Below are 20,497 nucleotides of genomic sequence, written 5' to 3' on the forward strand. Positions count from 1 at the left end.
CATGTCCCTCGACCACCGGCTCACCCCCGAGCACGAGGAACTCCGCCGCACCGTCGAGGAGTTCGCGCACGACGTCATCGCGCCCAAGATCGGCGACCTGTACGAGCGGCACGAGTTCCCGTACGAGATCGTCCGCGAGATGGGCCGCATGGGCCTGTTCGGGCTGCCCTTCCCCGAGGAGTACGGCGGCATGGGCGGGGACTACCTCGCCCTCGGCATCGCCCTGGAGGAGCTGGCCCGCGTCGACTCCTCGGTCGCCATCACCCTGGAGGCCGGCGTCTCCCTGGGCGCCATGCCGCTCTACCTCTTCGGCACGGAGGAGCAGAAGCAGGAGTGGCTGCCGAAGATGTGCTCCGGCGAGGTGCTGGGCGCCTTCGGCCTGACCGAGCCGGACGGCGGCTCCGACGCGGGCGGCACCCGCACCACCGCCGTGCGCGACGGCGACGAGTGGGTGATCAACGGTTCGAAGTGCTTCATCACCAACTCCGGTACGGACATCACCGGTCTGGTCACGGTCACCGCGGTCACCGGCCGCAAGGAGGACGGCCGCCCGGAGATCTCCTCGATCATCGTCCCGTCCGGCACCCCCGGTTTCACGGTGGCCGCGCCGTACTCCAAGGTCGGCTGGAACGCCTCGGACACCCGTGAGCTCGCCTTCGACAACGTACGGGTGCCGCTGGCCAACCTGGTCGGCGAAGAGGGCCGCGGCTACGCCCAGTTCCTGCGCATCCTCGACGAGGGCCGCATCGCCATCTCGGCGCTCGCCACGGGTCTGGCCCAGGGCTGCGTGGACGAGTCGGTGAAGTACGCGAAGGAGCGCAAGGCCTTCGGCCGGCCGATCGGCGACAACCAGGCCATCCAGTTCAAGCTGGCCGACATGGAGATGCGCGCCCACATGGCCCGGATCGGCTGGCGCGACGCGGCCTCCCGGCTGGTGGCCGGGGAGCCGTTCAAGAAGGAGGCGGCCATCGCGAAGCTGTACTCCTCGACCGTGGCGGTGGACAACGCGCGCGACGCCACGCAGATCCACGGCGGCTACGGGTTCATGAACGAGTACCCCGTGGCCCGGATGTGGCGCGACTCCAAGATCCTGGAGATCGGCGAGGGCACGAGCGAGGTGCAGCGGATGCTCATCGCCCGCGAGCTGGGCTTCGCCGGCTAGCCGGTCTCGCACACCGGAGGGGACCCCGACAGGCAGGTCAGGGTCCCCTTGCCGCTCTTAAGGAAGGTTAGGCTAACCTTCCTTGTGAACGGCCCCGGCGAACGCCCCGCGGCCGCCGGCTCGCACGAAAGCGGACATCGCCATGCCCACGTCCCGTATCTCACCCCTTTCCCGCCGCGGACTCCTCGCCGCCGGCGGCGCCCTCGGCCTCGTCGCGGCGCTGACCGCGTGCGGCGGCTCCGGCTCTGCGAAGGGCGAGACGGGCACCACCGGCCAGGGCGCCGCCGCAGCGGGCACCTGGAGCTTCACGGACGACCTCGGCAAGCAGATCAGCCTCAAGGCCAAGCCGAAGAACATCGTGGCCTTCACCGGCACCGCCGCCGCGCTGTACGACTACGGCGTCCCGGTCAAGGGCGTGTTCGGCCCGACGAAGACCGCCGACGGCAAGCCCGACGTCCAGGCCGGCTCACTGGACATCTCGAAGGTCGAGATCCTCGGCAACGCCTACGACGAGTTCAACGTCGAGAAGTACGCGGCCCTCCAGCCGGAGCTGCTGGTCACCAACACCTGGGATGGCAGCTACTGGTACCTGCCGCCGGCCTCCAAGGACAAGATCCTCAAGCTGGCCCCGGCCGCCGCGATCTCGGTGGGCGGCGACGCCTCCCTCGACAAGGCGCTGGAGCGCACGGCCGACCTGGCCCGGTCCCTCGGCGCCGACCTGAACGCCAAGCAGACGCTCGACGCCAAGGCCCGCTTCGAGGCCGCCGCCGCCAGGGTGCGCGAGGCCGCGAAGGCCAACCCGGGCGTGAAGGTGCTCGCCGGCTCCGGCTCCGCCGACCTGTTCTACGTCTCCACCCCGAAGACCTCCGCCGACCTCAAGTACTTCGAGCAGCTCGGCGTCCAGTTCGTGATTCCGGAGCATCTCGACCAGGGCGGCTTCTACGAGAGCCTGAGCTGGGAGAACGCCGGCAAGTACCAGGCCGACCTCATCCTGCTCGACAACCGCACGGGCGCCCTCCAGCCGCAGGACCTCACGTCCAAGCCCACCTGGAACGAACTGCCCGCGGTCAAGGCCGGCCAGGTCACCCCCCGCGTGACCGAGCCGGTCTACTCCTACGACAGGTGCGCCCGGATCCTGGAAGACCTCGCGAAGGCCCTCCGGAACGCCAAGAAGGCCGGCTGACCCGTGACCGTGGCCGACTTCCGCTTCTTCACCCTCGACGTGGTCCGCACGCTCCGGCTCGGACACTCCTTCCTGCGGGTCACCTTCGGCGGCCGGTCCCTCGCGGACTTCCGCTCGGGCGGCTACGACCAGAGCCTGTCGCTGTTCCTGCCGCCCCCGCACCGGGACCACACCCCCCTCCCGTCCACCGACGAGGACACCTGGTTCGCGGCCTGGCGGGCGATGCCGGACGAGGAACGCCCGGTGATGCGCTCGTACACCGTCCGCGAGCAGCGCGGTACGGGCACGGACGCGGTCGAGGTCGACGTCGACTTCGTCCTGCACGCAAGCGCATCGCCCGCCTCCTCCTGGGCCGGGCGGGCCGTCCCGGGCCACCGGATCCAGGCGATCGGCCCGGCCGTCGCGCAGAACAAGTCCGTACGCTTCCGGCCGCCGGCCGGCACCGACGCCCTGCTGATGTACGCCGACGAGACCGCCCTCCCGGCGGCCGCCGCGATCCTCGAACGCCTCCCGGAGGGCAGGCAGGTCACCGCCTGGTTCGAGGTGCCGCACCCGGACGACCGGCTCGCCCTGCCGACCCGCGCCGACGCGGACATCACCTGGGTCGTGCGGGAGGACGGCACGGGCCGGGAGCGTACCGAGCGGCTGCTGGAGGTGGTCCGGTCGGCGCACCTGCCTGCCGCCGAAGCACCGTACGCCTGGGTGGCGGGCGAGTCGGGGACGGTCCGGGCGGTACGCCGCCACCTCGTGAAGGAACGGTCCGTCGACCGGCGCGCCGTGCGGTTCACCGGGTACTGGCGGCTCGGCGCGAGCGAGGAGGAGCTCCTCGCGCAGGCGTATGCGGGGCAGGCGCCCAGCGAGGAGCCGACCGCCGAACTGTAGCGACTCGGCTGTGCACCCCGGCAGTTCGGAGTCCGGAGGGTGAATCAAGGGGCGGGCGCGCCCCGGTCGCTCGTAGGTGCGCCGCCGGCCGCGGAGGGCGCGTCCATTCGTGCCATTACTCAGTGTCACCGGCGGAATCCGGCCGGTCGGGGGGTCTCCTCGTGAAAGGTTGATCGCCAGTCGAGCGGGAGCGGAGGCGTTACGCCTTGATGACTTCAATCGGCCGTGGTTTTCGGTCGGCGGCGACGGTCGCCCTGGCAGCGGCTCTGGCCATGGGCTGTCAGGGAGGAGGTACGAAGGGCGAGGGGGCCGCGTCGACAGCGCCGCGCCAGCCCGAACCCACCAATACCCTGGCGAGTCTCATCGCGAGCAGCCGGGGCGATCAGTCCCAGCCGAAGGTGGAGATCCCGACGGCAGAGGTGGGCGAGCCGACCGGCGGGTTGGTCAAGGTGACCAACGACCAGGGCGAGGACCTGGCGGTATCCCGTGTGTCCGCGAGTTCCGACAGCGGCCGGATGGAGGTCAGCGACGACACCTGTACCGGTGCCTCGCTTCCCCCCGGCGGTTCGTGCGAGGTCACGGTCAGGCACGTGGCCGCGGAGCCGGGGCCGTACACCGGAGCGCTGGCCGTCAGCACCTCGCTGGGCACGCTCAGCGCGCCCCTGTCCGGCGAGGCCGTCGGCGCGCAACCGCCGGCCCCCACCGGCATGGAGACGAGCACTCCCGAGGGGACGCCGACCGAGACCGGCAGTGCGGAGCCCCCGTCCGACGGGACCGACACCACGCAGAGCCCGCCGGTCGACGAACCGGCGTACGCCCCGCCCCGTCCGAGGTGAACGCCGGGCTCACTTCCCGCCCACCACCACGCGCACGCTGTCGTCGTCGGGCAGCACGACCGTGGCCCTGCCGTTCAGCCATTCGCGCGTGACGAGGTAGAAGCGGGACGAGGACTTCACGAGGATCCGGAAACCGTTGTACCGGTACCGGTAGGGCCCGCTCCCGCTGCCCAAGTCCGTGAACTGGACCCCTGGGGGGCTGTCCCCGAGCCGCACGCTCGAATAGACCACGGTCACAGGGCTGTTCGTGAAGCCCTTCAACGCGTCCCTCCAGCCTTCGCTCTCACCCGCCATCGTCGCGTACCGGGCCGCGTCGAAGAACAGGCTCATGGTCAGCACGCCGAGGAGCAGACCCTCTCCGACGAGCAGCAGCCGCCGGGTGGTCGGAGTGCGCCGGTCGGGACCATGACCGGTCGGGCCCCAGCGCAACTGGAGGCCGAAGATCACCAGTGCGGCTCCCAGGGCCACCACGAGCGACGGCAGGAGCTCGTGCGCTGCTCCTTGCGGGATCACCCCGAGCACTTCCCTCGCCCACCAGGACGGGTCGAAGAAGACGGGGAAGCCCAGCGCCACCATGAGCAGGCCGACCGTGAGGATGCAGCGGGCCACGACGCGGCGCCGCTCGTTGTTGCCGGGGCCCGCCAGCCGGTGCCCCAGCCAGCCGAACAGCAACACCAGGGCGAGCCCGAGGATCAGCAGGACAGATCGGGAGGAAGATCGCCCGCGGGCTCTTCACCACGTAATCCTGGACGGAGTACTGGAGCCCGCCCGGCGGCACCCCGAACGTGGCGTAGTACGCCTGGGTGTAGGTGCTGCCGAAGTAGTAGAGCAGGCCGAAAACCGCGGTCCCCGGCGCCGCCACGTACGCCGCCTTGTCGAGGAACGTCGACGTCCTCGGTGGCGGCGGGCGGGGGTTCCGTTCCTGCGCGGCCCGCGGGCGCGAGGACGGCGGCGGCTGCGGCATGGTCCCAATGTGGGCGCCGCCGGCCGCCGTCGCATGCGGAGCCGCGCCACCCGGCTGACGGCGGCCCCGGCCTCGGCCCGGCCCGGCAGCTTCCGTGCCGCCCGGACGCCCGCGGACTCGCCCGCTCACCCCCAGGGCACGTCCGGGGCGCGGTAGTACGTGGTGTCCTGGGCGTCCAGGCGGGGGGCCTGGGCGGCCAGGCGCTGGCGGTAGGAGGGCCAGTTCGCCGGGCCCGGGGACCAGCCGAGTTCGGCCAGGCCGAGGATCCGCGGGAAGGCCATGAACTCCAGGTCCGAGCGGGTGGCGATGGTCTCCGTCCACAGGGGTGCCTCCACCCCCAGGACCGCGGACTGCGGGACTCCGGACGCGGCCAGGTAGCTGCCCGGGTTCCAGTCGTAGGCGCGCTTGACCGGGACGAAGCCCGCCCAGTTCAGGCCCGGCCCGGTCGTGACGTCGTACTTCATGTCCAGGTACAGCCGGTCCGCCGGGGACAGGATCAGCGGGTGGCCCGCCTTCGCCGCGGCGGCCACCGCCGTCTTCTCCGCGTCGGGGGTCCGGTCGTGGCCCCAGTACTGGAGGACCGCGCCCGGCGCGGGGCGGGCCGCGGCCAGCTGGTGCCAGGCCACCACCGTCTTGCCGTGGCGGCCCACGACCTCCTGGGCGCGGTCCATGAACGCCGCGTAGTCCGCCGCCGGGGTGGAGTGCGCCTCGTCGCCGCCGATGTGGAGGTAGCGGCCCGGGGTGATCGCCGCGAGTTCGCCGAGCACCTCGTCGATGAACTCGTACGTGCGCTCCTTGCCGACGCACAGCGAGCTGAAGCCGACCTTGGTCCCCGTGTAGCGCTCGGGCGCCTTGCCGTCGCAGTTGAGCTCCGCGTAGGAGGCCAGGGCGGCGTTCACGTGCCCCGGCATGTCGATCTCCGGGACCACGTCCACGTAGCGCCGGGCCGCGTAGGCCACCAGGTCCCGGTACTGGTCCTTCGTCCAGTACCCGCCCGGGCCGCCGCCGACCTCGCTGCCGCCCCCGTACTCCGCCAGCCGCGGCCAGCCGTCGACGGCGATCCGCCAGCCCTGGTCGTCGGTGAGGTGCAGGTGGAGGGTGTTGACCTTGTACGCGGAGATCTGGTCGACGTACCGCTTCACCTGCTCCACCGTGAAGTAGTGGCGGGCGATGTCGAGCATGGCCCCGCGGTACGCGAAGCGGGGCGCGTCGGTGATCTCCCCGCCCGGCACCGTCCCCGGCCCGGACGCCGGCAGCAGCTGGCGCAGGCTCTGGCCGGCGTGGAAGAGGCCGGCCGGGGTCCGGGCGGTGAGGGTGACCCCGCGGGGGCCGGACTCCAGCCGGTAGCCCTCGTCGCCGACCCCCTCGGCGCCCTCGTCGAGCAGCAGCCGCACCCCGTCGCCCTCGGAGCCGCCGACCACCGGGAGCGGCAGTCCGCTGGAGGTCCGGAGCTGTTCCGCGAGGAGTTCGCCGACGCCCCGGACCTCCTCGTCGCCGCCCGGGCCGGTACGGATGACCGTGCCCGCCCCGAAGACGTACCCGGTGCCCCCGGTGCGGGCGGAGGCGGGCGCCGGCAGGAGCCGTTCGTAGGGGGCGAGGACGGCGGGGCGCACGGCCCCGGGTCTGGCGTCGTCACCGGGGGCGGGGGCGCAGGAGACGGCCGCGCCGAGGAAGAGGAGGGTTCCGAGCGTGCGTCGCAGGACTCTCATGGCCCAGGTATAGGCCAACTGGCCTTCCCTGGACGGTGCGAGAATCGCCGGATGGCGGAAATCATCCAGAAGGACGGCACATGGACCTTCGAGGGCGACGCGGTGCGGATCGTGCCCGGCCGCGACAAGGGGGTGGGGCTGCTGCGCCAGACCCTGGGCGAGGTGGTCGTACCGCTGCGGGCGCTCGCCGGGGTCTCCTACGAACCGGGCCGCAAGGCGGGCCGGCTGAGGCTGCGGCTGCGTGACGGCGCGGACCCCCTGCTCCAGGTGACGGGCGGGCGGCTGCCGGACGCCTCCGACCCGTACCGGCTGACGGTGGAGGCGGACCGGGCCGGGGTGGCGGAGTACTTCGTGGACGAGGTGCGGAACGCCCTGCTGCTGGAGCAGGTGGCGTCCGGCCCGGTCGACGCCTATCTGCTGCCCGGTCCGGCCGTGCCGATCACGGTGGGGGCGGGGGACGGGACGGTGGCCTTCGACGGCGACCGGGTGGTCCTGGACTGGAACTGGACGACGGAGGAGGCCAAGAGCTCCGGCGGTCCGCGCGAGTTCCGGGTCGCGGACGTGAAGGCGGTCGAGTGGTCCCCGTCGAAGGGGCTGGAGAACGGCTGGATCCGCTTCACCCTGGCGGGTGCCCCGCCGGCTCCGGCGCCGAAGTACGACCCGCACACGGTGGAGCTGTTCGGTTTCAAGAAGGACCCGCTGATGGCGCTGGTCGCGGCGGCGGTGGCGGTGCGGATGCCCCATCCGGCCACCCCTGTGGAGCCCACCCCCGTCCCGGCCGTGGCGCCGGTGGCGGAGCTCGCGGCGGCGGCCCCCGGGCCTGCGGCCGCCGAGGACCACGACGCGCTGCTGCGCCGGCTGCGGGAGCTCGGCGAGCTGCACCAGACGGGCATCCTCACGGCGGACGAGTTCACCGCGGCCAAACAGGCCGTTTTGCGCCGCTTCTGACCCTTTTTGCACCCTTTTCTAACCGGATGAAAGGATTCCCCTGGTCCATACCAGAGCGATCCTGCCCGGATTCGGGCAGGATCTTTGCTTTCCCAGGGGAGTCCGGTCAGTATCTACGGGTGCTCGATCGCCGCCCGTCCCATGACGACCTCGTCGACCACCTGGTGCGCAGCACCTCGCTGCAGCGCGGCGAGGCCGCCCGGGTGGTGCTCGACGTACTCGCGTACTTCGACGAGACGACCGAGGAATTCGTCCGCCGCCGGCACCGGGAGCTCCAGTCCGGCGGCGCGGTCAATGCGGAGATCTTCGAGCGCATCGCGGCCGAGCTGCCGCACCGTGCCGTGGCGCCGCCGCAGCTGTCCCTGCGGCAGCTGCGCCGCATCGTCTACGGCTGAGCACCGGCGCGACCGGCACGGCAACCGAACCTCAGGAGGGGCAACACTTCATGTGCGGAATCGTGGGATACATCGGCAAGCGCGACGTGGCTCCGCTGCTGCTGGAGGGCCTGCAGCGGCTGGAGTACCGCGGATACGACTCCGCGGGCATCGTCGTCAACAGCCCGAAGTCCGCGGCGCTGAAGGTCGTCAAGGCCAAGGGCCGCGTGCGCGACCTGGAATCCCGGGTGCCCAAGCGCTTCGCCGGCACCACCGGCATCGCCCACACCCGCTGGGCCACCCACGGCGCCCCGAGCGACATCAACTCCCACCCGCACCTCGACGCCGAGAACAAGGTCGCGGTCGTCCACAACGGCATCGTGGACAACGCCGCCGAGCTCCGCGCCAAGCTGGAGGCCGACGGTGTGGTCTTCCTCTCGGAGACCGACACCGAGGTCATCGTCCACCTGATCGCGCGCTCCGTGGCCGACACGCTGGAGGAGAAGGTCCGCGAGGCGGTCAAGGCGATCGAGGGCACCTACGGCATCGCCGTCATGCACGCCGACTTCCCCGACCGCATCGTCGTCGCCCGCAACGGCTCCCCCGTCGTCCTCGGCATCGGCGAGAAGGAGATGTTCGTCGCCTCGGACGTCGCCGCGCTGGTCGCCCACACCCGCCAGGTCGTCACCCTCGACGACGGCGAGATGGCCACCCTGAAGGCCGACGACTTCCGCACCTACACCACCAGCGGTGCCACCACCACCGCCACCCCGGAGACCGTGGAGTGGGAGGCCGCCTCGTACGACATGGGCGGCCACGACACCTACATGCACAAGGAGATCTCCGAGCAGCCCGACGCGGTCGACCGCGTGCTGCGCGGCCGGATCGACGACCGCTTCAACACCGTCCACCTGGGCGGCCTGAACCTGGACCCCCGCGAGGCGCGCGGCATCCGCCGCGTCAAGATCCTGGGCTGCGGCACCTCCTACCACGCGGGCCTGATCGGCGCCGGCCTCATCGAGAGCATGGCCCGCATCCCCGCGGACGCCGAGCCGGCCTCCGAGTTCCGCTACCGCAACCCGGTCGTGGACCCCGACACCCTCTACATCGCCGTCTCCCAGTCCGGTGAGACCTACGACGTGCTGGCCGCCGTCCAGGAACTCAAGCGCAAGGGCGCCCGCGTCCTCGGCGTGGTCAACGTGGTCGGCTCCGCGATCGCCCGCGAGGCCGACGGCGGCGTGTACGTGCACGCCGGCCCCGAGGTCTGCGTCGTCTCCACCAAGTGCTTCACCAACACCGTCGTGGCCTTCGCGCTGCTCGCCGTGCACCTGGGCCGCATCCGGGACCTGTCGGTCACCGACGGCAAGCGGATCATCGAGGGCCTGCGCCGGCTGCCCGCCCAGATCGAGGAGATCCTCAAGGGCGAGGAGGACATCAAGCAGCTCGCGGCCGAGTACGCCGAGGCCAAGTCGATGATGTTCATCGGCCGGGTCCGCGGCTACCCGGTGGCCCTGGAGGCCTCCCTGAAGCTCAAGGAGATCTCCTACATCCACGCCGAGGCCTACCCCGCCTCGGAGCTCAAGCACGGCCCGCTGGCGCTCATCGAGCCGGCGATGCCGACGGTCGCGATCGTCCCGGACGACGACCTGCTGGAGAAGAACCGCGCGGCGCTGGAGGAGATCAAGGCCCGCAGCGGCCGGATCCTCGCGGTCGCCCACCGCGAGCAGGAGAAGGCGGACCACACCATCCTCGTGCCCAAGAACGAGGACGAGCTGGACCCGATCCTGATGGGCATCCCGCTCCAGCTGCTGGCGTACCACACGGCCCTGGCCCTGGGCCGGGACATCGACAAGCCGCGCAACCTGGCGAAGTCCGTCACCGTCGAGTAGTCGGCCGGGCGAGCGCGCGGCCGGCAGCGGCCGGACGCCACGACAGGACCCCCGGGCGCCCTGCGCCCGGGGGTCCTGCCGTTGCTGCGGTCCTGCCGTGCTGCGGTCCTGCCGGGCCGCGCCGGCGCGGTGGGCTCAGCCCGCGGCGACCGCGCCCCTGCGGGACCTGCCGAGCGCCATCGGCCAGTGCGCGAGGGCCGCGGTGGCCCCGTACCAGGCCAGCAGGCCGGACACGGCGGCGACCCAGCCGCCGGCCTTGGCCAGTGCGCCGCTGTCGGCGAACGAGGCGATGGCCAGCAGGAGCAGGGACAGGGTCAGCAGGGCGTACACGCCCTGGCCGAAGACACCGCTCGCGGCGGCGAGGGTGAGCGTCAGCGCGAGCATCGCGAAGAGCACCAGGAACGTTCCGGCAGCCTCGTCGGAGACCGACGCGCCCGCGCCCTTGGCCCACGTGAACCAGAAGATGCCGAGGCCCGCGAACGCGGTGCCGTTGAACCCGTTGCCGCCGCGGTACTCCAGGAGGCCGAGGAGGAAGAGGGCTGCGCCGCCGACGTACATCGCGAGCGACACGGAGCTGGCAGCGGACACGCCGTCGATGATGCCGGTGTGGCCGATACCGAATGCGAGAAGGGTGAGACCCAGGGCTATGTGCCCGAGGGTCGAAGTCGAGGCCGTGCTTCCCGCAGAGACACCATTGTCCACGGCGGGCTCCCTTCGATCTGCAGTTGTTTGCTGCGTCCCAGCAGCACTTATCTACCCTTTACATAGGGGTTCACAACCGCACAACCGACATACAGCGGGTTACGGAATGACAACAACGGGTCGCTGCGCCCGCTTGGCCAGCCGCCCCGCCACCGAGCCGAAGATCCGGCCGACGATCCCGTGCGTGGAGCCGACCACGATGGCGTCCGCCGAGTACTCCCGGCCGACCTCCTCCAGCTCGTGGCAGATGTCCCCGCCCCGCTCCACCAGGATCCAGGGCACCTCGGCCAGGTAGTCGGCGCAGGCCAGTTCCAGCCCCAGCACCTCGGTGCGGTGGTCCGGCACGTCGACGAAGACGGGCGGCTCGCAGCCCGCCCACACGGTGGTGGGCAGCCGGTTCGCGACGTGGACGATGATCAGACCGGATCCGGACCGGCGGGCCATCCCGATCGCGTACGCGAGGGCGCGTTCGCTGGAGGTCGAGCCGTCGAAGCCCACCACGACCCCGTGCCGGAAGGCCGGGTCGCAGGCGTGGCGTGTCTGTTCCACCGCGCGCAGGTCGCTCGACGCGTGGTCGGCGAGGGGCTTGCGCTTGCGGTCCGCTGGTTCGGGGAATTCGTGACCGGCCATGGATGTCTCGGCGAAGAGGTCCTCGGGCGAAGGGACAAGGCGACGGGGCGACGGTGGGCGAAAACGACGACTCAGGGTGACGGAGCTCTGTCCGGGAACCATCTTCCCAAGCCCGTTACCCCCAGGGTACGGCGACACTCCTGTCCTGCACAGGGCTTGCCGCCCTTGGAGAGCGTCCCAGGGAGCATGCCGGAGCGAGGGCTCCTTGGCAATGGCCGCTGCTCCCTACAGCCAGTGACGAGGCGCCCCGTTCACCACCCGTGAGCGCAGTGACCGAGGCCCTGCGCAGGCCGTTGGTCAGGCGTCCGACCGTCCAGGAAGAGCCCGCAGGGAGCACGCCGTGCCCGGCCATCCGGTTCACCCCGTCCAGCCCGCCCAGTCCGCTCGGTCCGCCCACCGCGTCGACACGAACCCGCATTTCACCCCCGCCCCCCTTCACCCGTCCGTGCCATCCCCCCGGCGCCCGCATGACGACCCTGCGGGTGACGTGGTGCGCTGGGCGGCCTTCAGCTGCCTGCTGGTCCCGGTGGTGCTCGTCATCTACGGGACCTCCTTCGGCGGGGCCGCCGTCGCGACCTTCGGGCTGGCCGCCGTCACCGCGGCGTGCCGGGCGATGCTGCGCTGCTCCGAGAAGGCCGAGCGGGCGGCCGCCGCGGTCCTGGCCGAAGACCGCCCGGCGCCCGGCCGGCGCCGCCGGCATTCGCGCGGCGGGGCCGCGTCCGGGGGCGGTGGACGCCGCGGCTGCTCCGGTCCCGGCGGGATCGCCCCCCAGGACTGACTTATTCGTACGCCCACACCCGCATGTTTTCAGCCAACTTCCCGGCAGGGTGCCGGTCTTGTCGGAATGTCCCCCCAACCCCCCCACCACCAGCGACGACAGGGCCAGGGGGGCGCCACGACCCTATGGGTACTGGCCACGGCCGGAGCGCGAGCTTCCCACTTCGGTAGCGGAGTGGAACGCTTCCTGATCGAATGCTTTTCGCCAAGTTGCCAAGTCGACATAGCGCTGCGTGCTGAACTTGTCACGCCGACACCACGGGACGCAGTAGATTCGATCATGTATTTACGGCGGGGGATCCACGTGCAAGGCCGAGGGGAAACGTGCAGGTGCGACCAGACCAAGGAGTCGCGACACCCAAGGGGGGCTTAGCCATGAGCCAGGATTCCACCGCCGTCGTCACGGACGCCGGCCGGAAGCTCGCGGGGCGTCGCCGCAGGGAGATCGTCGCGGTGCTGCTGTTCAGCGGCGGACCGATCTTCGAGAGCTCCATTCCACTCTCCGTGTTCGGCATCGACCGGCAGGACGCGGGAGTTCCACGCTATCGACTGCTCGTGTGCGCCGGGGAGGACGGTCCGCTGCGGACCACCGGCGGACTGGAGCTGACCGCGCCGTACGGGTTGGAGGCGATCGCCCGGGCAGGCACGGTCGTCGTGCCCGCATGGCGCTCCATCACATCGCCGCCGCCTCCGGAGGCCCTCGACGCCCTGCGTCAGGCCCACGAGGAGGGCGCCCGGATCGTCGGACTGTGCACGGGAGCCTTCGTGCTCGCCGCCGCCGGTCTGCTGGACGGCCGGCCCGCGACGACGCACTGGATGTACGCGCCGACGCTGGCCAAGCGGTACCCGTCCGTCCACGTCGATCCGCGCGAGCTGTTCGTCGACGACGGTGACGTGCTCACCTCGGCGGGAACCGCGGCCGGAATCGACCTGTGCCTGCACATCGTGCGCACGGACCACGGCAGCGAGGCGGCCGGCGCGCTGGCCCGCAGGCTGGTGGTCCCGCCGCGCCGCACGGGCGGCCAGGAGCGCTATCTCGACCGGTCTCTGCCGGAGGAGATCGGCGCCGACCCGCTGGCCGAGGTCGTCGCCTGGGCACTGGAGCACCTCCACGAGCAGTTCGACGTGGAGACCCTCGCCGCCCGCGCCTACATGAGCCGGCGCACCTTCGACCGGCGCTTCCGCTCGCTGACCGGCAGCGCGCCGCTCCAGTGGCTGATCACCCAGCGGGTGCTCCAGGCACAGCGGCTGCTGGAGACCTCCGACTACTCGGTCGACGAGGTCGCGGGACGCTGCGGATTCCGCTCGCCGGTGGCCCTGCGCGGGCACTTCCGGCGGCAGCTGGGGTCCTCCCCGGCCGCGTACCGCTCCGCCTACCGGGCCCGTCGGCCGCAGACCGACGTGGCGCAGGTGGCGGAGATCTCCGGCGGGCCGGTGCCGCACCAGCGCACTCCGCAGCCCCAGCGGGCGGCGGCGGCCCTGGCCGCGGCCGGGCCGACGGTGACGGAGCTGTACGCCCCGGGCCGCGTCCTGCGCGAGCACGCGTAGCCGTATGCCGGCAAGGTCCGTCTCCTCGGTCGTCACCGAGGGGGCGGACCTTCCGCATAAGGTGGACGCATGAACGATCGCATGGTGTGGATCGACTGCGAGATGACCGGGCTCTCGTTGACGGACGACGCACTTATCGAGGTGGCCGCGCTGGTCACCGACTCGGAGCTCAACGTGCTCGGCGAAGGCGTGGACCTGGTGATCCGCCCGCCGGACGCGGCCCTGGAGACCATGCCCGACGTGGTGCGCGAGATGCACACGGCCTCCGGCCTGCTCGCCGAGCTGGCCGACGGGATCACCCTGGCGGATGCCGAGGCGCAGGTCCTGGCGTACGTACGGGAACACGTGAAGGAGCCGCGCAAGGCTCCGCTGTGCGGAAACTCGGTCGGCACCGACCGCGGCTTCCTGCTGCGTGACATGCCCGCCCTGGAGAGCCACCTGCACTACCGGATCGTGGACGTGTCCTCGGTCAAGGAGCTGGCCCGCCGCTGGTACCCGAGGGCCTACTTCAACAGCCCGCCGAAGAACGGCAACCACCGGGCCCTCGCGGACATCAAGGAGTCCATCGCCGAGCTGCGCTACTACCGGGAGGCGGTCTTCGTGCCCCAGCCCGGACCCGACTCGGACACGGCCCGGGCGATCGCGGCCAAGCACACCCTGCCCGCCGAGTAGGACCCGGCCGGGACCCTCCGGAGACGGGGCGGAGCAAAGGGAGGAGCGAGCACCCTCTCGGACCCTGTACCCTTTTCTTCGGCCGGTCGGTTTCCCGACCGGACATGGTGGGTGTAGCTCAGTTGGTAGAGCACCTGGTTGTGGTCCAGGTGGCCGCGGGTTCGAGTCCCGTCACTCACCCTGCAAGAAGACCCCGGTCCGCTCATGCGGACCGGGGTCTTCTGCTTGTCCACCGCCCCAGCTCGGTAACACCTGGAGCGCCGATACAGCCCTTACGTATCAGGCGAGGTCGCTGCGGAACCAGTTCCAGGAGCCGGTGCTCTCCCACTTCTTCAGCGGGGCCGCGAAGCCGCTGCCGGTGCTGGTGAACGACCACAGGCCGGTACGGCTGGTGCCGTCGCTCTGCTGTCCGTAGTTGTAGAGCACGCCCACGTCCGTCTTGCCGTCGCCGTCGAAGTCGCCGGCGGTGACCTTGCTCGCGTCCGCGTTCCAGCTGTTGCTGCCGGAGTCCCACTTCCTGACCGGGCCGCCGAAGCCCGCCCCGGTGCTGGTCATGGTCCACAGGGCGGTGTGGTTCGTGCCGCCCGCGTCCTGCCCGTTGTCGTACAGCACGCCGACGTCGGTCTTGCCGTCCCCGTTGAAGTCGCCGGCGACGGGCTTGGAGCGGTCCCAGTTCCAGGAACCGGTGGTGGTGTCGTCGTTGTCCCACTTCTTGACGGGGCCGTTGAAACCGGAGCCCGTGCTGGTGATCGTCCACAGCGCGGTCAGGTTGGTGCCGTCGGCCTGCCGGCCCATGTTGTAGAGGACGCCGACGTCGGCCTTGCCGTCGCCGGTGAAGTCCCCGGCCACCACCTTGGAGCGGTCCCAGTTCCAGGAACCGGTGGTGGTGTCGTCGTTGTCCCACTTCTTGACCGGTGCGTTGAAGCCGGAACCGGTGCTGGTGAAGGTCCACAGCGCGGTGATGTTCTTGCCGTCGGCCTGCTGGCCGTTGTTGTAGAGCACGCCGACGTCCGTCCTGCCGTCGCCGTCGAAGTCACCGGAGGTCAGCTTGGAACGGTTCCAGTTCCAGGAGCCGGTGCTCTCCCACTTCCTGACCGGGTTGGCGAAGCCGCTGCCGGTGCTGGTGAACGTCCACAGCGCGGTGTGGTTGGTGCCGTCCGCGTCCTGGCCGTTGTTGTAGAGGACGCCGATGTCCGACTTGCCGTCCCCGTTGAAGTCCCCCGTCGTCACCTTCGAGCGGTCCCAGTTCCACGAACCGGCACCCGAGCTCACGTTGTCCCACACCTTCACCGGCGCGTTGAAGCCCGAACCGTTGCTGGTGTAGGTCCACAGCGCCGAGTGGAAGACGCCGCCGTCCTCCTGGCCGTAGTCGTACAGCACGCCGACGTCGGCCTTGCCGTCCCCGTTGAAGTCGCCCGAGGCCTGGGTGGCCGTGGACCGGTTGGCGGTGAAGAAGGAGACCCCGGCCGAAGCGGGCCCGGTCTGGCCGGCGTCGTTCACGGCCTTCACGGTGAGCGTGTGCGGGCCGTCGGCCAGCCCCGCGGTGTCGAGGGTGACCGCGTAGGAGGGACCGGACCCGCTGTCCGTGCCGACCGCCGTGCCGTCCACGTAGAACGTGGCGCCGGTCGGGGTGCCGACCGCGTCCGTCACCGAGGCGGTGAGCGCGACCGGGCCGGTCAGTACGGTGCCCGCACCCGGGCCGGTGACCTTGGACACCGGCGGGACCGGGTCGGGGTAGGGGTCGGCGTGGTCGGCTCCGAGCCCGGCCGCCGGCCCGCAGTTCGGCCAGGCCCCCTGGCCCTGCGCCTTGAGGAGCTTCTCGCCCGTCAGGATCTGCTGCTGCTTCGTGGCCCGGTCCGCTCGCGAGGCGTACTGGAGACCGCCGTACGCCTCCCAGGACGACTGCGTGAACTGGAGGCCGCCGTAGAAGCCGTTGCCCGTGTTGATGGCCCAGTTTCCGCCGGACTCGCACTGGGCGACCTTGTCCCAGGTGCTGACCGAGGCGGCGGTCGCCGGGACGCCGGCGAGGAGGGTGGCGGCCATGCCGGCCACGGAGACGAGGGAGACGGCGGCGGCGAGACGGGCGGTGCGGGCGACGGGCGTGGTGCGGGGGCGGGACACGGTGGTTTCTGCTCCTGAAGCCGAAGGGTGCGGGGAAGGGGGCCGGGGCGGCGGGGAACTGGTCCCCGCCGCCCCGGTCAGCGGCCGGCCGGCCGTCAGGCGAGCTTGCCGGCGTCCCAGTTCCAGCTGCCGAAGGCGGCGGCGCTGTCCCAGCTCATCGCCGGGTTGTTGAAGCCCGAGCCGGTGCTGGTGAACTTCCACAGGCCGGTCCGGTTGGTGCCGTCGTCCTGCTGGCCGTAGCCGTAGAGCACGCCCACGTCCGTCTTGCCGTCACCGTCGAAGTCACCCGAGGTGACCTTGCTGGTCTTGGAGTTCCAGCTGCCGCTGCCGGAGTCCCACTTCTTGGCGGGACCGTTGAAGCCGGAGCCGGTGCTGGTGAAGGTCCACAGCGCGGACACGTTGCGGGAGTCCTCGGTCTGGCCGTTGTTGTAGAGGACGCCGACGTCGGCCTTGCCGTCGCCGTTGTAGTCGCCGACCGTGACCTTGGAGCGGTCCCAGTTCCAGGAACCGGTGGTGGTGTCGTCGTTGTCCCACTTCTTGACCGGGCCGTTGAAACCGGAGCCCGTGCTGGCGAAGGTCCACAGGGCGGTGATGTTCTTGCCGTCGCTCTGCTGGCCGTTGTCGTACAGCACGCCGACGTCGGCCTTGCCGTCGCCGGTGAAGTCCCCGGCCACCACCTTGGAGCGGTCCCAGTTCCACGAACCGGTGGTGGTGTCGTCGTTGTCCCACTTCTTGACCGGTGCGTTGAAGCCGGAACCGGTGCTGGTGAAGGTCCACAGCGCGGTGATGTTCTTGCCGTCGGCCTGCTGGCCGTTGTTGTAGAGCACGCCGACGTCGGTCCTGCCGTCGCCGTCGAAGTCACCGGAGGTCAGCTTGGAACGGTTCCAGTTCCAGGAGCCGGTGCTCTCCCACTTCCTGACCGGGTTGGCGAAGCCGCTGCCGGTGCTGGTGAACGTCCACAGGGCGGTGTGGTTGGTGCCGTCCGCGTCCTGGCCGTTGTTGTAGAGGACGCCGATGTCCGACTTGCCGTCCCCGTTGAAGTCCCCCGTCGTCACCTTCGAGCGGTCCCAGTTCCACGAACCGGCACCCGAGCTCACGTTGTCCCACACCTTCACCGGCGCGTTGAAGCCCGCACCGTTGCTGGTGTAGGTCCACAGCGCCGAGTGGAAGACGCCGCCGTCCTCCTGGCCGTAGTCGTACAGCACGCCGACGTCGGCCTTGCCGTCCCCGTTGAAGTCCGCCTGGAAGGTGGAGGTGGCCTCGCCGTTCGAGGTGATGACCTGGGCACGGGAGGTGCCGGTGTTGCCGTTGGTGTCGGTCGCCTCGACGGACACGATGTGCTTGCCGTCCGGGACCCGGCTGGTGTCGAAGGCGTAGCCGTACGGGGCCTTCGTCAGCTTGGGGCCGACCGGCTTGCCGTCCACGTAGTACTGGACGGAGGCGACCGGGTACGTGCCGGCCGTGGTCGAGGCGGACAGGTTCGCCACGCCGGAGGCGGTGGCCCCGATCCCGCCCAGGCCGACCTTCGGCGGGGTGGCGGCCTGGAGCTTCGGCGATATGTAGGCGCTGATGGTCTGGCCCCAGGGCGCCTGGCCCACCCGGTACGAGGTGGTCGAGTAGGTGCTGACGATGCCCTCGGGGTTGGTGCTGTGGCCCTGGTTGCCGCCGGTGACGGTCACCACGTCGCCGCTGACCGCGGTGACCATGGCGACGTGCTGGGCGTAGCCGTTGGAGTACCCGTAGACGACGGCGTCGCCGACGTGCGGGGTGCTCGACTTGGTGCCGTACTTCACCCCGTACTCGTAGAAGCTGGCGGCGGCGTCGGTGAGGGTGCTCATGCCCGTGACGTTGTAGTGGGACCAGACCCAGCCCACGAAGTCGGCGCACCAGGCGTGCGACTGGCCGCCGTAGCCGTCACAGCTGTTGTTCTGGTTGATGTTGTCGTCGTAACCGCCGTTGGCACACGGCCCGTTGCCGTTCTGGCTCTTGGCCAGGGCGGCCATCTGGTCCAGCTCCGAGGCGGCATGGGCGGGCGCCATGCCCAGACCGGTGATCGCGGCGGCGGCGACGAGGGCGGCGAGCCCGCTCTTCAGACGCAGGGGGTTCTTGGTGCTGGACATGGAGGTCTCCTGGAATCGGGCACGGCGGTGCCCTCGCAATGGCGTGCGGTGGTGTGGGTGCGCGGTGCGTACTTCGGTGCTGCGTCGGGGCGTCGACGCGGGGCATGACCCGGCGGGGCGCGGCGTGCGCCGGACGTCCGGCCGGAAGTTCAGGGGGCGGCGACGGTGAAACCGTGCGCGGCGATGGGGGTGTCGGCCCGGGTGAGCAGCGTGCGCATCTGCTCCAGGGCCGATGCGTCGCAGTGGGCGCGGACGAAGAGGAAGAGGTCCAGGCCGTACTCGGTGGGGCGGGGCCTGATGTGCTCAAGGCCGTCGGCGAGCGTGGCGTGCGCCCAGAGCAGGTCGTGGATGAGGGGAGCGGCGCCCTGGGGGGCCGGTCCGGGAGGCGAGCGGTGCAACGAGGCCTGGATGACCCGCATCCGCGGTCAGTCCCAGCCGATGACGCGCTTGTCGGCGGCGGCCGAGTCCCAGCCGATGACGGGGGCGTCGGCGGCGACCGCGCGGGAGGAGTCCCAGCCGATCACACCGGCGCCGGCGGTCGGGGCCGCGACGGCGGCGGTGGCGGCGCCGACGGAGAGCAGAGCGGTGAGGCCGGCGGCAGCGATGAAGTGCGTGGTGCGAGACATGGTCTTCCCCTGGGCGTGGAGTGGAGTGGTGTGGTGCGGGTGGTGCGCGCTGCTCGGCACGGCCTTTCGGCCCTGGCCTCGGGGGGGCTTTCGTACCCCGCCGTCCCGGTGATCAATATCTTGCTGGCCGGTCCGGACCTCGGGAAGGGGTTGCGGCTGTCACCACGCTGCCAGGCAGCTTGGTGCCTCCCGACCGGGCTGCCGGCAGGGGTGCTTAAGATCATCTACAGGCGGTCTGACCAGCCCGTCCGTACCGAACAGCTGGGGGGCTGAACATGCTGGAAGCACTGGGGCTCGACGGGGACGTGGAGTCCGTGTACCGGGGGATGCTGGCGGATCCGTCCGGGGGGCTGGCCGAACTGGGCGCGCGCGTGGGCCTTCCGGAGGCCCGCGTACGGGACGCATTGGACCGGCTCGTCGACCTGGAGCTCCTGACCTCCTCCCGGGAGAGCTCCGGCGGTCTGCGCGCCGTCAGCCCCGAGGTGGGCCTGGATCTGATCCTGCGCCGTCAGGAGGAGGACCTGGCGCGGCGCCAGCAGGAGCTCGCCGCCGGCAAGGCGGCGGCGGCCCGGGCCATCGCCGAGTACGCCGGCCTGCGGCCGAACACGGAGACCGACGGTACGGAGCGGCTGGTGGGCATGGACGCCATCCAGTCGCGGCTGGAGCTGCTGACCCGCGACCTCACCGGGGAATGCCTCGCGATCATCCCGGGCGGCGCCCAGTCCCAGGCCAGCCTGGACGCCTCGCGCCCGCTGGACGAGCAGGCCCTGGCCCGTGGCGTCGACCTGCGGGCCGTCTACCAGGACAGCGTCCGCAACGACCCGGCCACCCTCGGCTATGCCCAGTGGACCACCGAACGCGGCGGCCAGGTGCGCACCAGTCCCGTGCTCCCGCCGCGTCTGCTGGTCTTCGACCGGACGACCGCCGTCGTCCCGATCGATCCGGCCAACTCCCGGCTCGGCGCGCTGTGCACCACGGCGCCGGGCATCGTCGCCTCGCTGATCACCCTCTTCGAGCAGACCTGGGAGACGGCCGTGCCGCTCGGCGCGGACCTCAAGCAGCCGGCCGAGGACGGGATCAGCGCCGGCGAGCGGGAGTTGCTCAAGCTGCTGGCATCGGGGCTGACGGACGAGGTGGCGGGCAAGCGCCTCGGCGTCTCGCTGCGCACCGTGCGCCGCCAGATGGCCGGGCTGATGGAACGCCTGCACGCCACCAGCCGGTTCGAGGCGGGCCTCAAGGCGGCCCAGCGCGGCTGGCTGTGAGGGCATGAGTCCCGCCGCGCCACGGCACGTGCGGCGGCGTCCGGCCGCGGCAGGCGGCTGAGCAGGGCTTCCGAAGCAGTCGTTCCCCGGGT

General features: G+C 71.3%; 19 protein-coding genes and 1 tRNA gene. 12 read left to right on the forward strand and 8 right to left on the reverse strand.

What is annotated here, in order from left to right:
* Window position 1 precedes the first annotated feature (1 nt).
* The 4 genes from ABZ128_RS07845 to ABZ128_RS07860 all read left to right on the forward strand — a co-directional run bounded on the left by ABZ128_RS07845 (window position 2) and on the right by ABZ128_RS07860 (window position 4,063).
* On the forward strand, window positions 2-1,162 hold the full coding sequence (locus ABZ128_RS07845; protein ID WP_356846754.1) for an acyl-CoA dehydrogenase family protein: 1,161 nt from the start codon (window positions 2-4) through the stop codon (window positions 1,160-1,162).
* A 142-nt stretch (window positions 1,163-1,304) separates the two neighbouring features.
* Window positions 1,305-2,345 carry an ABC transporter substrate-binding protein gene (locus ABZ128_RS07850; RefSeq protein ID WP_356846756.1) on the forward strand — a complete coding sequence of 347 codons (1,041 nt, stop codon included), beginning with the start codon at window positions 1,305-1,307 and terminating at the stop codon, window positions 2,343-2,345.
* 3 nt (window positions 2,346-2,348) lie between these two features.
* Window positions 2,349-3,227: a siderophore-interacting protein gene (locus tag ABZ128_RS07855; RefSeq protein WP_356846758.1), complete on the forward strand. Its 879-nt coding sequence runs from the start codon at window positions 2,349-2,351 to the stop codon at window positions 3,225-3,227.
* A 398-nt stretch (window positions 3,228-3,625) separates the two neighbouring features.
* Window positions 3,626-4,063 (forward strand): hypothetical protein, encoded by a 438-nt coding sequence (locus tag ABZ128_RS07860; RefSeq protein ID WP_356846759.1) that lies wholly within the window; start codon window positions 3,626-3,628, stop codon window positions 4,061-4,063.
* 9 nt (window positions 4,064-4,072) lie between these two features.
* Here the strand turns inward: ABZ128_RS07860 and ABZ128_RS07865 are convergent, their stop codons facing one another.
* Entirely contained in the window at window positions 4,073-4,738 is a 666-nt protein-coding gene (locus ABZ128_RS07865) for a hypothetical protein (RefSeq protein ID WP_356846760.1), read from the reverse strand.
* 414 nt (window positions 4,739-5,152) lie between these two features.
* Window positions 5,153-6,736, reverse strand: coding sequence for a beta-N-acetylhexosaminidase (locus ABZ128_RS07870; RefSeq protein ID WP_356846761.1), 1,584 nt, complete (start codon window positions 6,734-6,736; stop codon window positions 5,153-5,155).
* A 51-nt stretch (window positions 6,737-6,787) separates the two neighbouring features.
* On the opposite strand from ABZ128_RS07870, the gene ABZ128_RS07875 reads away from it, so the two are divergent.
* From ABZ128_RS07875 to glmS, 3 genes are all read left to right on the forward strand, one after another.
* Window positions 6,788-7,684, forward strand: a complete 897-nt coding sequence (locus ABZ128_RS07875; protein WP_356846762.1) for a DUF4429 domain-containing protein — start codon at window positions 6,788-6,790, stop codon at window positions 7,682-7,684.
* A 119-nt stretch (window positions 7,685-7,803) separates the two neighbouring features.
* Entirely contained in the window at window positions 7,804-8,079 is a 276-nt protein-coding gene (locus tag ABZ128_RS07880) for a hypothetical protein (protein WP_356846763.1), read from the forward strand.
* Between the two features lie 50 nt (window positions 8,080-8,129).
* Entirely contained in the window at window positions 8,130-9,947 is a 1,818-nt protein-coding gene (glmS, locus tag ABZ128_RS07885) for a glutamine--fructose-6-phosphate transaminase (isomerizing) (RefSeq protein WP_356846765.1), read from the forward strand.
* Window positions 9,948-10,082: 135 nt separating this feature from the next.
* Here the strand turns inward: glmS and ABZ128_RS07890 are convergent, their stop codons facing one another.
* Both ABZ128_RS07890 and ABZ128_RS07895 read right to left on the reverse strand, forming a co-directional pair.
* Window positions 10,083-10,649 carry an acetate uptake transporter gene (locus ABZ128_RS07890; RefSeq protein WP_356846766.1) on the reverse strand — a complete coding sequence of 189 codons (567 nt, stop codon included), beginning with the start codon at window positions 10,647-10,649 and terminating at the stop codon, window positions 10,083-10,085.
* Window positions 10,650-10,748: 99 nt separating this feature from the next.
* Window positions 10,749-11,279, reverse strand: coding sequence for a universal stress protein (locus ABZ128_RS07895; RefSeq protein ID WP_356846768.1), 531 nt, complete (start codon window positions 11,277-11,279; stop codon window positions 10,749-10,751).
* A 445-nt stretch (window positions 11,280-11,724) separates the two neighbouring features.
* Here ABZ128_RS07895 and ABZ128_RS07900 point away from each other — a divergent pair, with 445 nt between their 5' ends.
* From ABZ128_RS07900 to ABZ128_RS07915, 4 genes are all read left to right on the forward strand, one after another.
* Window positions 11,725-12,057, forward strand: a complete 333-nt coding sequence (locus ABZ128_RS07900; RefSeq protein ID WP_356846770.1) for a hypothetical protein — start codon at window positions 11,725-11,727, stop codon at window positions 12,055-12,057.
* A gap of 374 nt (window positions 12,058-12,431) precedes the next feature.
* Window positions 12,432-13,604: a helix-turn-helix domain-containing protein gene (locus ABZ128_RS07905; protein ID WP_356846771.1), complete on the forward strand. Its 1,173-nt coding sequence runs from the start codon at window positions 12,432-12,434 to the stop codon at window positions 13,602-13,604.
* A 69-nt stretch (window positions 13,605-13,673) separates the two neighbouring features.
* Window positions 13,674-14,276: an oligoribonuclease gene (orn, locus tag ABZ128_RS07910; RefSeq protein ID WP_356846772.1), complete on the forward strand. Its 603-nt coding sequence runs from the start codon at window positions 13,674-13,676 to the stop codon at window positions 14,274-14,276.
* A 107-nt stretch (window positions 14,277-14,383) separates the two neighbouring features.
* A tRNA-His gene (locus ABZ128_RS07915) sits at window positions 14,384-14,456 on the forward strand.
* 99 nt (window positions 14,457-14,555) lie between these two features.
* Here the strand turns inward: ABZ128_RS07915 and ABZ128_RS07920 are convergent.
* The 4 genes from ABZ128_RS07920 to ABZ128_RS07935 all read right to left on the reverse strand — a co-directional run bounded on the left by ABZ128_RS07920 (window position 14,556) and on the right by ABZ128_RS07935 (window position 19,143).
* A complete protein-coding gene (locus tag ABZ128_RS07920; protein ID WP_356846773.1) occupies window positions 14,556-16,397 on the reverse strand; it encodes a transglycosylase family protein in 1,842 nt (613 codons plus the stop codon).
* Window positions 16,398-16,492: 95 nt separating this feature from the next.
* The gene (locus tag ABZ128_RS07925; RefSeq protein ID WP_356846774.1) at window positions 16,493-18,517 is read right to left on the reverse strand and encodes an FG-GAP-like repeat-containing protein; all 2,025 of its coding nucleotides are present in this window, start codon (window positions 18,515-18,517) and stop codon (window positions 16,493-16,495) included.
* A gap of 149 nt (window positions 18,518-18,666) precedes the next feature.
* Window positions 18,667-18,936 (reverse strand): hypothetical protein, encoded by a 270-nt coding sequence (locus ABZ128_RS07930; RefSeq protein WP_356846776.1) that lies wholly within the window; start codon window positions 18,934-18,936, stop codon window positions 18,667-18,669.
* A 6-nt stretch (window positions 18,937-18,942) separates the two neighbouring features.
* Window positions 18,943-19,143: a hypothetical protein gene (locus tag ABZ128_RS07935; protein WP_356846778.1), complete on the reverse strand. Its 201-nt coding sequence runs from the start codon at window positions 19,141-19,143 to the stop codon at window positions 18,943-18,945.
* Between the two features lie 275 nt (window positions 19,144-19,418).
* Here ABZ128_RS07935 and ABZ128_RS07940 point away from each other — a divergent pair, with 275 nt between their 5' ends.
* Entirely contained in the window at window positions 19,419-20,405 is a 987-nt protein-coding gene (locus tag ABZ128_RS07940) for a helix-turn-helix transcriptional regulator (protein ID WP_356846779.1), read from the forward strand.
* Window positions 20,406-20,497 lie beyond the last annotated feature (92 nt).

This window comes from Streptomyces sp. NPDC006326 (assembly GCF_040612915.1).
In the GTDB taxonomy this organism is placed as follows: domain Bacteria; phylum Actinomycetota; class Actinomycetes; order Streptomycetales; family Streptomycetaceae; genus Streptomyces.

Excerpts from the sequence above, each read along its gene's own strand:
- ABZ128_RS07895 (WP_356846768.1), bottom strand. The coding sequence starts at position 11,279 with ATGGCCGGTCACGAATTCCCCGAACCAGCGGACCGCAAGCGCAAGCCC.
- ABZ128_RS07925 (WP_356846774.1), bottom strand. The coding sequence starts at position 18,517 with ATGTCCAGCACCAAGAACCCCCTGCGTCTGAAGAGCGGGCTCGCCGCC.
- ABZ128_RS07930 (WP_356846776.1), bottom strand. The coding sequence starts at position 18,936 with ATGCGGGTCATCCAGGCCTCGTTGCACCGCTCGCCTCCCGGACCGGCC.
- ABZ128_RS07845 (WP_356846754.1), top strand. The coding sequence starts at position 2 with ATGTCCCTCGACCACCGGCTCACCCCCGAGCACGAGGAACTCCGCCGC.
- ABZ128_RS07935 (WP_356846778.1), bottom strand. The coding sequence starts at position 19,143 with ATGTCTCGCACCACGCACTTCATCGCTGCCGCCGGCCTCACCGCTCTG.
- orn (WP_356846772.1), top strand. The coding sequence starts at position 13,674 with ATGAACGATCGCATGGTGTGGATCGACTGCGAGATGACCGGGCTCTCG.
- glmS (WP_356846765.1), top strand. The coding sequence starts at position 8,130 with ATGTGCGGAATCGTGGGATACATCGGCAAGCGCGACGTGGCTCCGCTG.
- ABZ128_RS07875 (WP_356846762.1), top strand. The coding sequence starts at position 6,788 with ATGGCGGAAATCATCCAGAAGGACGGCACATGGACCTTCGAGGGCGAC.
- ABZ128_RS07870 (WP_356846761.1), bottom strand. The coding sequence starts at position 6,736 with ATGAGAGTCCTGCGACGCACGCTCGGAACCCTCCTCTTCCTCGGCGCG.
- ABZ128_RS07940 (WP_356846779.1), top strand. The coding sequence starts at position 19,419 with ATGCTGGAAGCACTGGGGCTCGACGGGGACGTGGAGTCCGTGTACCGG.
- ABZ128_RS07905 (WP_356846771.1), top strand. The coding sequence starts at position 12,432 with ATGAGCCAGGATTCCACCGCCGTCGTCACGGACGCCGGCCGGAAGCTC.
- ABZ128_RS07850 (WP_356846756.1), top strand. The coding sequence starts at position 1,305 with ATGCCCACGTCCCGTATCTCACCCCTTTCCCGCCGCGGACTCCTCGCC.